This window comes from Methylobacterium platani (genome assembly GCF_001653715.1).
Lineage (GTDB): Bacteria > Pseudomonadota > Alphaproteobacteria > Rhizobiales > Beijerinckiaceae > Methylobacterium > Methylobacterium platani.
The window spans coordinates 24,701-38,174 of sequence record NZ_LWHQ01000025.1; the positions used below are offsets into that span (position 1 = coordinate 24,701).

Annotated in this window: 13 protein-coding genes; 3 read left to right on the forward strand and 10 right to left on the reverse strand. The window is 71.5% G+C overall.

The window, feature by feature from the left end; all coding sequences use genetic code 11:
* Positions 1-2: 2 nt before the first annotated feature.
* The 4 genes from A5481_RS14290 to A5481_RS14305 are packed head-to-tail and all read right to left on the reverse strand — an operon-like array spanning position 3 to position 5,186.
* The gene (locus A5481_RS14290; RefSeq protein WP_048436646.1) at positions 3-1,670 is read right to left on the reverse strand and encodes a dipeptide ABC transporter ATP-binding protein; all 1,668 of its coding nucleotides are present in this window, start codon (positions 1,668-1,670) and stop codon (positions 3-5) included.
* On the reverse strand, positions 1,667-2,563 hold the full coding sequence (locus A5481_RS14295) for an ABC transporter permease (RefSeq protein WP_048436647.1): 897 nt from the start codon (positions 2,561-2,563) through the stop codon (positions 1,667-1,669). Before A5481_RS14295 ends, A5481_RS14290 begins: the two co-directional genes overlap by 4 nt.
* Entirely contained in the window at positions 2,560-3,573 is a 1,014-nt protein-coding gene (locus tag A5481_RS14300) for an ABC transporter permease (protein ID WP_048436648.1), read from the reverse strand. The genes A5481_RS14295 and A5481_RS14300 overlap by 4 nt, the downstream gene beginning before the upstream one ends.
* Positions 3,574-3,584: 11 nt before the next feature.
* Positions 3,585-5,186 carry an ABC transporter substrate-binding protein gene (locus A5481_RS14305; protein WP_048436649.1) on the reverse strand — a complete coding sequence of 534 codons (1,602 nt, stop codon included), beginning with the start codon at positions 5,184-5,186 and terminating at the stop codon, positions 3,585-3,587.
* 355 nt (positions 5,187-5,541) lie between these two features.
* Here A5481_RS14305 and A5481_RS14310 point away from each other — a divergent pair, with 355 nt between their 5' ends.
* On the forward strand, positions 5,542-6,249 hold the full coding sequence (locus A5481_RS14310) for a GntR family transcriptional regulator (RefSeq protein WP_048436658.1): 708 nt from the start codon (positions 5,542-5,544) through the stop codon (positions 6,247-6,249).
* 555 nt (positions 6,250-6,804) lie between these two features.
* On the opposite strand, the gene hpaH is transcribed toward A5481_RS14310, so the two are convergent.
* Positions 6,805-7,587, reverse strand: coding sequence for a 2-oxo-hept-4-ene-1,7-dioate hydratase (gene hpaH, locus A5481_RS14320; RefSeq protein ID WP_048436651.1), 783 nt, complete (start codon positions 7,585-7,587; stop codon positions 6,805-6,807).
* A gap of 25 nt (positions 7,588-7,612) precedes the next feature.
* Positions 7,613-8,497 carry a dioxygenase family protein gene (locus tag A5481_RS14325; protein ID WP_048436652.1) on the reverse strand — a complete coding sequence of 295 codons (885 nt, stop codon included), beginning with the start codon at positions 8,495-8,497 and terminating at the stop codon, positions 7,613-7,615.
* A 467-nt stretch (positions 8,498-8,964) separates the two neighbouring features.
* Here A5481_RS14325 and A5481_RS14330 point away from each other — a divergent pair, with 467 nt between their 5' ends.
* On the forward strand, positions 8,965-9,618 hold the full coding sequence (locus tag A5481_RS14330; protein ID WP_245239136.1) for a GntR family transcriptional regulator: 654 nt from the start codon (positions 8,965-8,967) through the stop codon (positions 9,616-9,618).
* A 16-nt stretch (positions 9,619-9,634) separates the two neighbouring features.
* Positions 9,635-10,444: a sugar phosphate isomerase/epimerase family protein gene (locus tag A5481_RS14335; RefSeq protein WP_048436653.1), complete on the forward strand. Its 810-nt coding sequence runs from the start codon at positions 9,635-9,637 to the stop codon at positions 10,442-10,444.
* A 159-nt stretch (positions 10,445-10,603) separates the two neighbouring features.
* Here the strand turns inward: A5481_RS14335 and A5481_RS14340 are convergent, their stop codons facing one another.
* The 4 genes from A5481_RS14340 to A5481_RS14355 all read right to left on the reverse strand — a co-directional run bounded on the left by A5481_RS14340 (position 10,604) and on the right by A5481_RS14355 (position 12,962).
* The gene (locus A5481_RS14340) at positions 10,604-11,230 is read right to left on the reverse strand and encodes a trimeric intracellular cation channel family protein (protein ID WP_048436654.1); all 627 of its coding nucleotides are present in this window, start codon (positions 11,228-11,230) and stop codon (positions 10,604-10,606) included.
* Positions 11,231-11,400: 170 nt separating this feature from the next.
* Positions 11,401-11,742 (reverse strand): hypothetical protein, encoded by a 342-nt coding sequence (locus tag A5481_RS14345; RefSeq protein WP_048436655.1) that lies wholly within the window; start codon positions 11,740-11,742, stop codon positions 11,401-11,403.
* 8 nt (positions 11,743-11,750) lie between these two features.
* Positions 11,751-11,945 (reverse strand): hypothetical protein, encoded by a 195-nt coding sequence (locus tag A5481_RS14350; protein ID WP_048436656.1) that lies wholly within the window; start codon positions 11,943-11,945, stop codon positions 11,751-11,753.
* A gap of 105 nt (positions 11,946-12,050) precedes the next feature.
* Positions 12,051-12,962: a LysR family transcriptional regulator gene (locus A5481_RS14355; protein ID WP_048436657.1), complete on the reverse strand. Its 912-nt coding sequence runs from the start codon at positions 12,960-12,962 to the stop codon at positions 12,051-12,053.
* Positions 12,963-13,474 lie beyond the last annotated feature (512 nt).

Consider the following 13,474-nt stretch of genomic DNA (forward strand, 5'->3'; position numbering starts at 1 on the left):
CCTCACACGGGTGGGTGGGGAATCGCGGCGAGCAGCGCGCGCGTGTAATCGGCCCGCGGCGCCTCCAGCACCGCGGCCGTCGGCCCCTCCTCGACGATGCGGCCGGCCTGCATGACGATCACGCGGTCGCAGAGCATCCGCACCACCTGCAGGTCGTGGCTGACGAAGAGATAGCTCATGCCGAGCGCCTGCTTGAGGTCGGCGAGCAGGTTCAGCACCACGGCCTGAACCGAGACGTCGAGCGCCGCGGTCGGCTCGTCGAGGATCACGAGGTCGGGGGAGGGCGCGATGGCGCGGGCGATGCCCACGCGCGCCTTCTGGCCGCCGGAGAGCTGGTGCGGGAAACGGTCGAGGAGATCGACCGGCAGGCCGACGAGGCGTGCCAGCTCCTCGCACCGCGCCCGGATCGCATCGGTTCCCCGCACCGTACGGAAGCGCAGCAGCGGGTCGGCGATGGCGCGCGCGGCGGTCCAGCGGGGGTTGAGCGACTCGGTCGGATCCTGGAAGACCATCTGGATCCTCGGCCGCAGCGGGTGGCGGGCGAAGCGTGCCGCCGGTACGCCGCCGATCTCCTCGCCGGCGAACACGATCGAGCCGCCGGTGGGATCGAGGAGACGCATCACCATCGTGGAGGTCGTGGACTTGCCGCAGCCGGACTCGCCCACGAGCCCGACGCTCTCGCCGCGATCGACCGATAAGCTCAGGGAATCGACCGCCCGGAACGGCGCCTCCGCGGCCCTGGGCCGGGTGAGGCCGACCTTGGCCCTCGGATACTCCTTCACCAGGCCCGAGACGGCGAGGAGCGGCGCCCCTGCACCCTCGGCTCGACCGGCGGCGGCCGTCGGCGCGCCGTCCGGCAGGAGGTCGCGCAGCGAGACGCCCGGGCGCGGCGTCGCCTGCACCAGCTTGCGGGTATAGACGTGGGCGGGCGTGCGGAAGATCGTCGCCGCCGGCGCGGTCTCGACGACGCGGCCCTGCTCCATGACGGCGATCCGGTCGCAGTAGGTCGCGGCGAGCCCGAGGTCATGGGTGATGAGCACGGTCGCCATGCCGCGCTCCCGGGTGAGCGAGGTGACGAGGTCCATCACCGCCTTCTGGGTCGTCACGTCGAGGCCGGTGGTCGGCTCGTCGGCGATGAGGAGTTGCGGCCGGCACGCGAGCGCCAGCGCGATCACGACCCGCTGGCACATGCCGCCGGACAATTCGAACGGGTAGGCGTGGTAGCGCTCGGCGGCTCGGGCGATCTTCACCTGCTCCAGGGCGGCGACGGCCTTGGCCTTCGCGTCGCCGGAGCCGGCTTCGGCATGCTGGCGCAGCACGTCCTCGATCTGGTGCCCGACCTTGCGGATCGGGTTCAGCGCCGCGCGGGGATTCTGGAAGATCATCGAGATCTCCCGCCCGCGCAGGTCGCGCATCTGGCGCTCGCCGGCCGCCCGGAGGTCGATCCCCGAGAAGCTGACCTCGCCGCCGGCGATGCGCCCGGCCCGGTCGAGGATACGCATCACCGCGTAGGAGGTGACCGACTTGCCCGAGCCGGACTCGCCGACGATGCCGACGGTCTCCCCCTTGCCCACCGTCACGTCGACCTGGCGCACCGCCCGGACGGGGCCGCGGCGGGTGGCGAACTCGACCGTGAGATCGCGGATGTCGAGGAGCGGGATCGCGGTCACGTGCGCCTCTGGGGGTCGACGATGTCGCGCAGGCCGTCGCCGATGAGGTTGAAGCAGAACACCGCCAGCATCAGCGCGAGGCCCGGGAAGAGGGCGATCCACCACTCGCCCGAGACGATGAAGCCCGCACCCTCCGCGACCATGATGCCCCATTCGGGCGTCGGCGGCCGCACGCCGAGGCCGATGAAGGACAGGCCGGCGGCGTTCAGGATGGCGTAGCCCATGGTGAGCGACATCTGCACCATCATGATCGGCAGGATGTTCGGCAGGATGCCGGTCAGGACGATGCGCAGGTCGGTGTTGCCGGTGAGCCGGGCCGCCAGGACGAAGCCGGCGTTGCGGCGCTGCGCCGCCTCGGCCCGGGCGAGCCGGGCGTAGAGCGGGAAGTTGATGATGGCGGTGGCCAGCACGATGTTGCCGACGGTGTTGCCGAGGGCCGCCACGATGCCCATCGCCAGGACGAAGAGCGGGAAGGCCATGATCGTGTCGGCGAGCCGCCCGACGATCCGGTCGGTCCAGCCGCAGAAGAACCCGGCCATGATCCCGGCGAGCCCGCCGGCGACGAAGACGAGCGCCACCGAGAAGACCGCGATGGCGAGATCGAGCCGCGCGGCCACGACCACCCGCGAGAGGATGTCGCGCCCGAGCTGGTCGGTGCCGAACGGGTGCGCCAGGGTCGGTGCCTGGAGCGCCGCCGCCGTGTCGGAGGCGAGCGGATCGTAGGGCACGAGCGACGGGCCGAGCACGGCGCAGGCGACGAGGCCGACGAGCAGCGCGAAGGCAAAGCCGGTGACCGGATTGCCGGCGACGACGGAGACCGCATGTGCGAGCGTCGCCGAGACGCCGGTGCGGGGCCGGTCGGCGGCGAGGGCGGGGGTGCCGGTCGCACTCATGCGGCGGCCCTCACGCGCGGGTCGATCAGCCCGTAGGCGAGGTCGATGCCGAGGTTCAGCACCGTGTAGAGCAGCGCCATGGCCAGGACGAAGCCCTGGACGGGGGCGAAGTCGGAGGCGATCAGCGCCTCGACCGCGTAGGATCCCACGCCCGGCCAGGCAAAAACCTTCTCGACCAGCACGTTGGCGCCGAGCAGGAAGGAGAACACCATGCCGAGCGTCGTCACCACCGGCAACAGCGCGTTCCGCAGGCCGTAGGTCACCACGACCCGGCGGCTCGACAGGCCGGCGGCCCGTGCGGTGCGCATGAAATCCGCCGCGAGGACGGCGAGCATCGCCGCCCGGGTGATGCGGGCGATGGGAGCCAAGGCGAAGATCGCCAGCGTCAGGCCCGGCAGGACGATCTGGGCGAGTGACGCCCGGAAGGTCTCGAGGTCGCCCGCGATCAGGCTGTCGAGGAGGAAGAAGCCGGTCCGCGTCGGCGGCGGCGAGGCGAAGGCGTCGAGGCGCCCGAGCGGCGCCGGCGCCCAGCCGAGAACGAAGTAGAACGCATAGACGAGGAGGAGCCCGGTGAAGAACACCGGCAGTGACACGCCCGCCGTCGCCACGACGCGGCAGGCGTGATCGACGAGCGAGCCCTGCCGCAAGGCCGCCGCGACCCCGAGCGGAATCGCCACGAGGAGCGCGAGGGCGAGGCCGAACAGCGTCAGCTCGGCGGAAGCCGGCAGCCGCGCGCCGAGATCCGCCGTCACCGGCTGTCCCGTCGTGAGCGAGCGGCCGAGATCGCCCCGGGCGAGGTCGGCGACGTAGCGGGCGAATTGCTCGGGCAGGGGCCGGTCGAGGCCGAGCTCGCTGCGGATCTGCGCGATCGCCTGGGGTGTCGCCGCGGGTCCCGCGAAGTAGGCTGCGGTGTCGCCCGGCAGCACCCGGGTGAGCAGGAACGACACCACGACGACCCCGGCGAGCGCCGGCAGGGTGGTGGCGAGGCGGTCGAGGAGCGTGCGCAGCATCGGTCAGCTCCTCACGACGCCGTGCCCTTGGTGAGATACCGGAAATCCGGCTCGCGGCAGGGCTGGAACTGGTAGCCGCTGATCGTGCGCTGCATCGCGACGTCGTGGGTCGGCTGGGCGATCGGCACCATCGGCACCTCACGCTCCGCGAGCGACACGAAGCCGGTCACGCTCCGCTCGTAGATCGCCTTGTCGTCGGTGAAGCGGGCCGTGTCGATCAGCTTGTCCAGTTCCGGGTTCTGGTACGAGGCGATGTTGAAGATCGAATTCGCCCCATGCAGGGTCCAGAACAGGTAATAATCCGGGTAGTCGAGCCAGCCGGCGAATCGGTTGAGCACCATCGGGTTGGTTTTCTTCGAGATCTCGCCGCGAAAATTCGCTCCCGGGACCTTGCCGATCTCGACGGTGATGCCGATGCCGGCGAGCGCCTCCTTGATCAGGACCGCCATCGGCTCGGCCACCGTGGCGTTGCCGGCGTCGAACAGGAGCGTGGTCGAGACGCCGTTGGGCGCGGCGGCCTGCACCAGGGCCTTGGCCTTCGCCGGATCGGTCCGGTACGGATAGGGTTGGGGCCAGGCGACCTGCGGCGTCTCGGGCCCGCCCGACATGTCGAGGCCGCGCCCGAACAGCGAGGCCTGCAGGATCTTCTCGTAGGGCAGCACCCAGGCGACCGCCTGGCGCAGGCGCACATCCGTGAACGGCCCGACCGCAGTGTTGAGATAGACCGACCAGACCCCGTTGGGGATCGGTACGCCCACGACCTTGATCTTGCCGGCGTCGATCAGGTCCTTGAAGTCCTTCGGCGGCAGCCCGTACGAGATGTCGGCATCGCCCCTCTCGATGAGCGCCCGGCGGGTCGAGGGCGAGGCGATGTCGCGGGCGATGACACGGCGCAGCTGCGGCAGCTTGCCGGAGGTCCAGGCATCGTTGCGGACGTAGATCGTCTCGACGCCCGGCTTCCAGCTCTCGATCCGGTAGGCGCCGGAGCCCGCGACGTTGTTCTTCAGCCACTCCTTGGCCCAGGGATCGCCGCCGCCGTTCCGCTGGGCCAGTTCGGCATCGATCACGAAGGGAATCGTGACAGCGAGGTTCGACATCGTCATCTTGTCCTTGCGGACGAAATCGACGCGGAACGTCTTGTCGTCGAGGGCGACGAACTGCTCCGGCTTCTCCAGCGAGCCGGCATTCATCTGCGTGGTGGCGAAGCCCCCGATCGACACGGCCCGGTCGAGGGACCACTTCACGTCCCGGGCGGTGACGGACCGGCCGGAATGGAACTTGGCATCGCGGAGCTTGAAGGTGCAGCTCATCCCGTCGGAGGCGACCTGCCAGCTCTCGGCGAGCTCGCCTTCCAGGTCGCCCATCCTCACGGCATGGCCGCTGCCGCCCGGGATCGGGACCGGCTTGAAGCGCAGCAGCCGGTCGTAGCAGTTGAGCGCGACGCCGTTCACCGGCTGCGAGGCGCCGATGCCCTGCATGTCGAGGGAGTTCGGTCCGTATTCCTGCACCAGCAGCAGGGTCTCGTTGCGGGTCGGGCTCTGTGCGCTCGCTCGATGCCGCGCCACGAAGGGTGCGGCGAGCCCGGCGGCGAGGGCGGTGCGGCGAGTGATCATGCGGCGCGGACCTTGTCGAGCAGGAGGGATCGGAGGCCCGCGCCGGCGCGCCGGAGGGCGTGCGGCGAAGCGAGGCAAAGATCGGGCCGGCACCGGAAATTGCATGCAACTTGGTAAGAGTGCATGCATTGCGCCGGTGTTGCACGCATGTAGTTTGAGCGCAGCCGCCGCAATTTCAGGCAAGCCGACGGCCTGACGACGGGGCAGTGTCTCGGTCGAGCGAGGCTTGGTCGAGCGAGGCTTGGTCACGCAGGTGCTGATCAGGCAGGTCCTGATCAGGCGGGTCTTGATCAGGCGGGTCTTGATCAGGCGGGTCTTGATCAGGCGGGTCTTGGCCGTTCGGAACGGGGGCAGGATGGACGAGGCGGCAGGACGGACGCGGAGCGAGCGGCTGGCGGCGGAGATCGCCGAGGCGATCGTCACCGGGGCGCTCGCGCCCGGCAGCCGCCTCGACGAGCAGGCGATCGCGGACCAGTACGGCGTGTCGCGAACGCCGGTGCGCGAGGCGCTGCGCCATCTCGGTAGCTCCGGTCTCGTCGAGGTGCGGCCGCGCCGGGGCGCGGTGGTGGCGCAGGTGACGGCGGACCAGCTCGCCGAATTGTTCGTCGCCATGGGGGAGATCGAGGCGACCTGCGCGCGGCTCGCCGCCCAGTCGATGAGCCCGCTCGAGCGCCGCCGCCTCGACGCCCTCCACGACGCCATGGGCGACCTCGCCCGGGGCGGCGATCTCGCCGCCTACGCACAGGCCAATACGGCGTTCCACGGCGCGATCTACGCCGGCGCCCACAACGGGGTGCTGCTCGACTTCGCCGCAGGCCTGCGGCGCCGTCTCCAGCCCTACCGCGAGGCGCAGTTCCGCCTGAGCGGCCGCCTCGCCCGCTCGCACGCCGAGCACAGCGCGGTGGTCGCCGCGATCCTGGCCGGCCGAGCGGCTGAGGCCCATGCCGCGATGCTGCGGCACGTCACGCTGGTGGAGAGTTCGGTTGAGGGGCTGCTCGCACGAGAGGTGACGGGGGAGCGCCGTGCCGCACGCCCGGAAGGTCCGCGGTCTCGCAGCGGTTGACGACATTCCAGGACAGCCGTTCGACTTTCATGGGAGCCGTCGTGCTCTCGATGCAGCCGGCTTCGATCGACCGAGCTGCGAACGGAAGATCCGAACGCTTGCCGCCAGGGATCGTCCGAAAGCCGCGCGATCCACGATGGCGAGGGGGTCGGCCGATGAGCGGAAGGCGCCGGCCGTGTCCGTCACAACCGAGGTCTTTCATTCCATAATAATTCTTATGCGAATCGCGTGTGTAGGCGCAAAGTTAGAATGTCCTACTTGAGCCAAGTAGGAATGGCACACTCCCCCGTTTTGCGGACCGCGGGAGGTCGCCATGGGGTGGGTCCTGATGAGCGAGCGCGAGTTGCGCCGGATCGAGGTGCAGCGAGCGGGCCGCCGGACCGTGACTGCCATGGCCCGCGCCCTGGGGATCGCCGGCGTAAGGCCACGGGCACGATGGGTTCCCGTGATGTCGGGGTCAGTGCGCCGCCGCCGCAAGGCGGGGCGCGGGAAGCGTCGTCCCGACACGACGCTCTGCGAGTCCGGGATCGCGGTCGAAGGCCCGGCCGGACGGCCTCAGACGAAGGACACGCCGATGGCGCCGAGCGGGCCGTAATCGGCCTGGATCACGTCGCCCCGCTTGATGTCGACGGGACGGGTGAACGAGCCGCCGAGCACGATCTGGCCCTTCTTGAGCCCCGCATCGACCGCCGCGAGCTTGTTGACCAGCCACGCGATGCCGGCGGCCGGGTGGCCCATGATGGCGGCCGAGACGCCCGACTCCTCGATGATGCCGTTCTGCGACAGCGTCGCGCCGATCCAGCGCACGTCGACGTCGAAGGGCCGGATCGTGCGCCCGCCGACCACGATCGCCCCGAAGGCGGCGTTGTCGGCGATGGTGTCGACGATCGCCCGCGGCACCTCGGTCCGGTAGTCGATGATCTCGAGCGCCGGGACCACGAACTCCGTCGCCCGCATCACGTCGTAGATCCGGCAGCCCGGGCCCGACAGGTCCTCGCCCATGATGAAGGCGAGCTCGACCTCCAGCCGCGGCTTGATGAACAGGTCGGTGCGGATCTGCGCCCCGTCGTTGAACAGCGCGTCGTCGAGGATGCGGCCGTAATCCGGCTCGGTCATCTTCGAGGCCATCTGCATGGCGCGGGAGGTCAGGCCGATCTTGTGGCCGGCCAGTCGGGCGCCCGCGGCGATCCGCGCCTCGGCCCATAGGTCCTGGACCCGGTAGGCATCCGCGATCTCCATGCCGGGAAAGGTCTTCGAGAGCTGCGGGCAGGGCACCCGCTCGCGCTCGGCCGTGAGGATGGCCTCGGCGGCCTTGCGGTGATCGTCGTCGCTCAGCACGGCAGTTCGCTCCGGGATGTCGGGTTCACTTGATCGGCGGGCGCGGCAGCACCGCCTCGCCCGGCTCCATGACGTAGGTGTAGTCGAGGGAGTACCAGGGCGCTCGTGCGTCGGGGCGCGGCGCGTCGTGGCGGACGAAGTCGCCGAGGAGCGCCCGCGTCACGCCGAACTGCACATCCGAAGCGATATGCGGGTCGTTCGCGTCGTAGACCTGCGAGATCAGCACCTTGAAGCCCGGCTTGACGATCAGGGCGTGCAGGTGGGCCGGGCGCATCGGATGGCGGCCCTGCGCCGCCAGCAGCCGCCCGACGACCCCGCCGGTCGGGATGGGATAGCCGACCATCATCACCGAGCGGAACCGGAACCGGCCGTCCTCGTCGGTGGTGAACTTGCCGCGCAGGTTCATCTCGGCCTGCTCGGGATCCTGGTTCTCGTAGAGACCGACCGGCGAGGCGTGCCAGACGTCGACCTCCGCCCCGGCGATCGGCCGGCCCGCGCCGTCGACCACCCGGGCATCGACGAAGAGCGGGTCGCCCGGCGTGTCGGAGCGCACGATGGTGCCGCCGTTCTCGACCCGCGGCGCGTTGAGGCGCCAGAACGGCCCGAGCAGCGACTGCGAGGTCTCGGTGTTGCCGTGGTCGCCGTTGTTGAGGAGGCAGACGAGGGACGACACGCCGAGCGAGCCGGCCATCAGCACGAACTCGTTGTGGGTGTCGGAGGCCAGCGCCCCGATCTCGTTGAGGATCGCGGTGGCGTCGCGGAACTCGGCTTCGGTGAGGCGCACGTCACGGACGAAGCCGTGCAGGTGGGTGACGAGCGAGGTCATGATCTCGCGCAGGCGCGGGTCGCTGGTCCGCGCCATGACCTCCAGGACCGCAGGGGTCACGTCCTCCTGGCGCGCGATGGGCATGGCCGACCTCCGTGAAGTTCCCTTCTGCTCTCATATCATCGATTATCCGTCAATCGGCGATTGTTGCCTGGAAGCCCGGCACCGCCGGGCCTGCACCGCCACGCGGTATGGTCGAAGGCCGGCCGTGACCCGCGCGCAGGCGATCTCCCACGGCAACCACCTGATGCAAAGTCGATAACGGCTTCGATTGCCGGCCCGGTGGTCTCGCCGCAGGCGCGCCGGCCGAGCCGGTTCGCTCGGGCGCGGTGCCCGGCCGCATCGCGGCCGAGGTCTCCGTTGACAGGAAAAATCGGTTTTACTAACGATCGTCGATGGGTTTGAGCGGGACGGTCCGTCCCGGACGGAGGCACGGCTTGAACGAGGCGAGGACCCGCGGCACCGCGCGCCGCCGCATCGAGGGGCCGTCCGTCCCCGCCGCATCCGCTCCCGTGGCGCCCGCCGCCCTGGTCGACGACGGCAAGAACACGATGGCGAGCCAGCTCGTCGACCGGCTGCGCGAGGCGATCGTCTCCGGCCGGCTCGAGGCCGGCAGCAAGATCAACCTGGAGCGCGCCCGCGAGCGCTTCGGCGTCTCCCTGAGCCCGCTGCGGGAGGCGCTGGCCCGGCTGATCTCCGACGGGCTCGTGGTGTTCGAGGACAACCGCGGCTACCGGGTCGCGCCGGTCTCGCCGGCGAACCTGGCCGAGATCACGCAGCTCCGCGAGGAGTTCGAGGTGCTGGCGCTGCGCCAGGCGATCGCGCTCGGCACCATCGACTGGGAGGGCGACGTGATGCGCGCCCTCCACCGCCTGAACCGGGTCGAGCGCGACCCCGGCCAGCCGGAGACGCTGGAGCGCTGGGAATCCTATCACCGCGAGTTCCACCTGACGTTGATCGCCGGGTGCCGGATGCCGCTGCTGCTGAAGTTCTGCGGCGTGCTCCTGACCCTGAACGACCGCTACCGGCGCACCTTCCTGCGCCGGGTTCCGGGCGGCGACCGCAACGTCGCCCAGGAGCACGGCGAGATCGCGCAAGGGGCCGTCGCCCGCGACGCCGACTTCGCCTGCGCGCGCCTGCGCGAGCACATCCACCGCACGGGCACCAACCTGCAGCGGCACCTCGCTGCCGCGGCCGTGCCCTGACCCGTCGAGCACCGCCATGCCCGCCCTCCCCGACCGGCCCCTGGGCCTCGCCCATTTCACCTGCATCGCGGTCCCGCCCGTCGACCTCGTCCGGCTCGCGGCCCGGACCGGCTACGCGGCGATCGGCCTGCGGCTCTACCCGGCCTTTCCCGGCGCCCCGGTCTACGACGTCGCCGCCGGGAGCCCCGCCTTCCGCGCCGTGCGGCAGGCCCTGCGCGACGAGGGGGTGCGCCTCCACGACATCGAGTTCGTCACGATCGGGGAGGATTTCGCGCCGGCCTCGCTGGCCGGCATCCTCGAGGCGGCGGCGGGTCTCGGCGCGCGGGCCCTGAGCGTGTGCGGCGACGATCCGGACCGCCCCCGCCTCGTCGCGCGGTTCGCCGAATTGTGCGACCTCGCGGCCGGGTACGGCATGGGGGTCGACCTGGAATGCATGGCCTGGCGGCGGGTCGCGAGCCTGCCCGACGCGGTCCGGGTGGTCGAGGCCGCCGGCCGTCCGAACGGCGGCGTCCTCGTCGACGCGCTCCACCTCGCCCGGACCGGCGGCACGGTGGCCGATCTGCGCGCCGTGCCGGCCGGCCTGATCCGCAGCGCGCAGCTCTGCGACGCGCCGGCCCGGGCGCCCGGGTCGATGGAGGCGATCATCCACGAGGCCCGGGCCGGGCGCCTGCCCCCGGGCGAGGGCGCGCTGCCCCTGTCGGCCCTGCTGGCGGTCCTGCCGGCGACCGCGGCGCTCTCGGTCGAGGTGCCGATGACGGGCGCCCTCGCGGCCGAGCCGCATGTCCGGGCCAATCTCGCCGCGGCCCGGCGGCTGCTGGCGGCCTGAGCCGCCCCGCCCGGGCGACGCGGCAAGGCCCGGGATCGGCGAACTCCCGGGCCACGCCGATCCCGGCACCGCCGAAGTCTACATCCGGGACGACCTCTCCCGCGCGCCGCGGATGGTTGGGGGGGCTCCATCCGCTGCCGGACGCATCGTAGGCCGCGCTCACGGTTCGGGCGGCCGGGCCACCGGCAGCCGCCAGCCCCGGACGAGCGACATCAGGCGCAGGAACACGCACAGCCCGATCCCCGCCAGGGCGACCGGGACCGGCGGCAGGCCGAGCGCGCCGCCGGCGACCACCACCAGCCCGCCCGCCAGGGCGGCGACGGCGTAGATCTCCGAGCGCAGCACGGTCGGCACCTGCGCGGTCAGCCCGTCGCGCACCATGCCGCCGCCGATGCCGCTGAGCATGCCGAGCACCGCCGCCATCGGCCAGTCGATGCCGTGGTCGAGCGCCTTCTGCGTCCCGGCCACCGCGAACACGCCGAGCCCGACCGCGTCGAAGACGAGGACCGGCTGGCTCAGCCGGGCCACCGCCCGGGCGAACCAGAACACCAGGAGCCCGGCGGCGACCGCGAGGGCGAGGTTGTGCCAGCTCGCCACCGAGGCCGGCGGGATCGCCCCGATCAGGACGTCGCGCACGATGCCGCCGACCACCGCGGTGACGAAGGCGAGCACCAGCACGCCGAACAGGTCGAGCCGGCGCTCGACGCCGAGCGCCGCCCCGCTCAGGGCGAACACGAAGGTGCCGACGAAGTCGAGCACCCGCACGAGCAGGATCGCCGAATCCATCGCTCAGCTCGGCGGCTCGTCGGCGCGGAACGGGCCCATCGCGTCCTCCTCGTCCCGCGGCGCACCGGGACGGTCGCCAGGGTGAAAAACCCTCGCGGACCGCGACCGCCCTGTCCATCCGCCGCCGGCACGCCGGCGGCGCCTATCCCCAGACCCCGCCGCGGCGGCGCTCAGCGCCGGCGCCCGGAGGTGTAGCGGACCGGCGCCTCGACCGGCGCGACCTCCGCGACGTCGTCGAAGCCGAAGCAGTGCAGGGCGAGGGCCTGCCGGTTGCCGCGGCGCTCCTGCATGGCGCATTCGGACCGGCCGTCCCGGAACTGCCCGCAGACCGACGAGGCGTTCGGGTTGGGGAGATCCCGGCCGTTCTCGTCCTGCGGCAGGCACGAGCCCACGAATCGTTGCGCCCTGGGCGCGGGCTCGCGGCTCGCGGCCGCCCCCTCCGGGCCGGCCCAGGCGAGGGGCGCGGCGACGAGCCCGGCGAACGCGATCGAGATCAGTGCAGCGGTTTTCATGACGTGACCTATAAGAATAGAAGTTCGAGGCAGGCGGAGGCGAGGTCGATCACGGCAACCGCGCCGATCGCGAAGCAGATCGCGGCCGATCGCCAGCCGGAACCGCGCCCCTGATCGTCGTCCCGGCCCTGCCGGACGGCATCGTCGGCGAGCCCCGGCGCGGATCGCCGATCCTGTTCGAAGTCTCGTGTGCCGTGCCGCATCGTTCCTCTCCCGTCGGCGCGGGATTACGCGCTTTGCCGGCGTCGCGGTGAGTCCGGGTGCCGAACAGCATCTTTGCGCGATCCGCAAAGATCGGCGCTGGCGGGTCAGGGGCGGGCCGCGGGCCCGGACGCCGCGAGGGCGTCGCCGAGGAAGTCCATGAAGACGCGGATGCGCGGGGGCAGGTGCCGCCGGCTGGCGTAGGACGCATAGAGGGCGATCGGGCCCGACCAGTACGCCTCCAGGCACGGCACCAGGCGCCCCGCCTCGAGCTCGGGCGCGATGTCCCATTCGGCCCGGGACGCGATCCCGTGCCCCGCCAGGACCCAGGCATTGACCACCTCGGTGCTGGTCGTCGACAGCTTGCCGCGGATGTCGATCGTGCGGACCGCGTCGCCGTCCCGGAACGACCAGCGGTCGACGTTCTGGTGCCCGGTCACCAGGCGGATGCAGTCGTGGTCCTTGAGGTCGTCGGGCGTCCGCGGCAGGCCGCGCGCACCGATATAGACCGGCGCCGCGCAGATGATCCGGCGCCCGGACAGGATCTTGCGCACGATCACCCCGGAGGCCTGCGGCGGCACCGCGCCGATCGCGATGTCGAGCCCGTCATTGACGACGTCGAGGCTCGCATCGGTCAGGACGAGATGGGCGTTGACCGCGGGATAGCGGTCGCTGAACGCCGCGATGACCGGCGCCAGCACGCGCCGGCCCCATTGCAGCGGCGCGCTGATCCGCAACGGGCCGCGCGGCCGGCCCGCCCCCTGCGCCGCCTCGGCCTCGGCGGCGTCGATCTCGGCCAGGATGCCGAGGCAGCGCTCGTGGAACTGCGCACCTTCGTCGGTGAGCTCGAAGCGCCGGGACGTCCGCGTGACCAGCCGGACGCCGAGACGGTTCTCCAGGGCGGTGAGGTGCCGGCTCATCACCGCCGGCGACGAGCCCAAGGTCCGCGCCGCCGCCGAGAGGTTCCCGGCCGCCACCATGGCGACGAACAGCCGGATGTCGCTGATCTCGTCGGCCATTCAGATCCAGGCCTTTTCAGGTGTGAGCCGCTCCGGGTTTGTCGGAGGCTGTTTGTCGTGGGTCGGGCGGCCACGGCTCGGTCGCCGACCTGAGCATGATAGCGCGCGTCGGCCTCGGCGGGAGGGACGTTGCCGAAGCTGCGCGGCCGTGCATCGCGCGGTCACGATCCCCTCTCGGGCCGGTGGCCGCCAGATCTCGCGAACGCCGTAGACGCGGAAGTCCGCCTCGAACGCGCGCTGGATCTCGATCATCGACGCGGTGCCGCTACATGCACGAACCGGATGACCGGACGCGCGCGCCGGCCGCTCCCGACCCCCGGACCGGGGCGTGTTGACAGGGGAGCCAGCTACCCTTAGACAGCCGCTCACCGACGGGGCGCCGACGAACTGGCCGCCGCGACGGACTTCTCCAGAGATGATGAAGCAAGGGCCGGGGCGACCTGGTTCGGCTTTTCGTTCTCCGGAGGTCGAGATCGGCCCCTGGTCGATCGGCTCTTTGACAAGTTCATCTG

What these genes read in the sequence shown, in the direction of transcription:
- A5481_RS14295 (WP_048436647.1), bottom strand. Translation starts at nt 2,563, where the DNA reads ATGAGTGCGACCGGCACCCCCGCCCTCGCCGCCGACCGGCCCCGCACC.
- A5481_RS14300 (WP_048436648.1), bottom strand. Translation starts at nt 3,573, where the DNA reads ATGCTGCGCACGCTCCTCGACCGCCTCGCCACCACCCTGCCGGCGCTC.
- A5481_RS14305 (WP_048436649.1), bottom strand. Translation starts at nt 5,186, where the DNA reads ATGATCACTCGCCGCACCGCCCTCGCCGCCGGGCTCGCCGCACCCTTC.
- A5481_RS14310 (WP_048436658.1), top strand. Translation starts at nt 5,542, where the DNA reads ATGGACGAGGCGGCAGGACGGACGCGGAGCGAGCGGCTGGCGGCGGAG.
- A5481_RS14325 (WP_048436652.1), bottom strand. Translation starts at nt 8,497, where the DNA reads ATGCCCATCGCGCGCCAGGAGGACGTGACCCCTGCGGTCCTGGAGGTC.
- A5481_RS14330 (WP_245239136.1), top strand. Translation starts at nt 8,965, where the DNA reads ATGGCGAGCCAGCTCGTCGACCGGCTGCGCGAGGCGATCGTCTCCGGC.
- A5481_RS14335 (WP_048436653.1), top strand. Translation starts at nt 9,635, where the DNA reads ATGCCCGCCCTCCCCGACCGGCCCCTGGGCCTCGCCCATTTCACCTGC.
- A5481_RS14340 (WP_048436654.1), bottom strand. Translation starts at nt 11,230, where the DNA reads ATGGATTCGGCGATCCTGCTCGTGCGGGTGCTCGACTTCGTCGGCACC.
- A5481_RS14345 (WP_048436655.1), bottom strand. Translation starts at nt 11,742, where the DNA reads ATGAAAACCGCTGCACTGATCTCGATCGCGTTCGCCGGGCTCGTCGCC.
- A5481_RS14350 (WP_048436656.1), bottom strand. Translation starts at nt 11,945, where the DNA reads ATGCGGCACGGCACACGAGACTTCGAACAGGATCGGCGATCCGCGCCG.
- A5481_RS14355 (WP_048436657.1), bottom strand. Translation starts at nt 12,962, where the DNA reads ATGGCCGACGAGATCAGCGACATCCGGCTGTTCGTCGCCATGGTGGCG.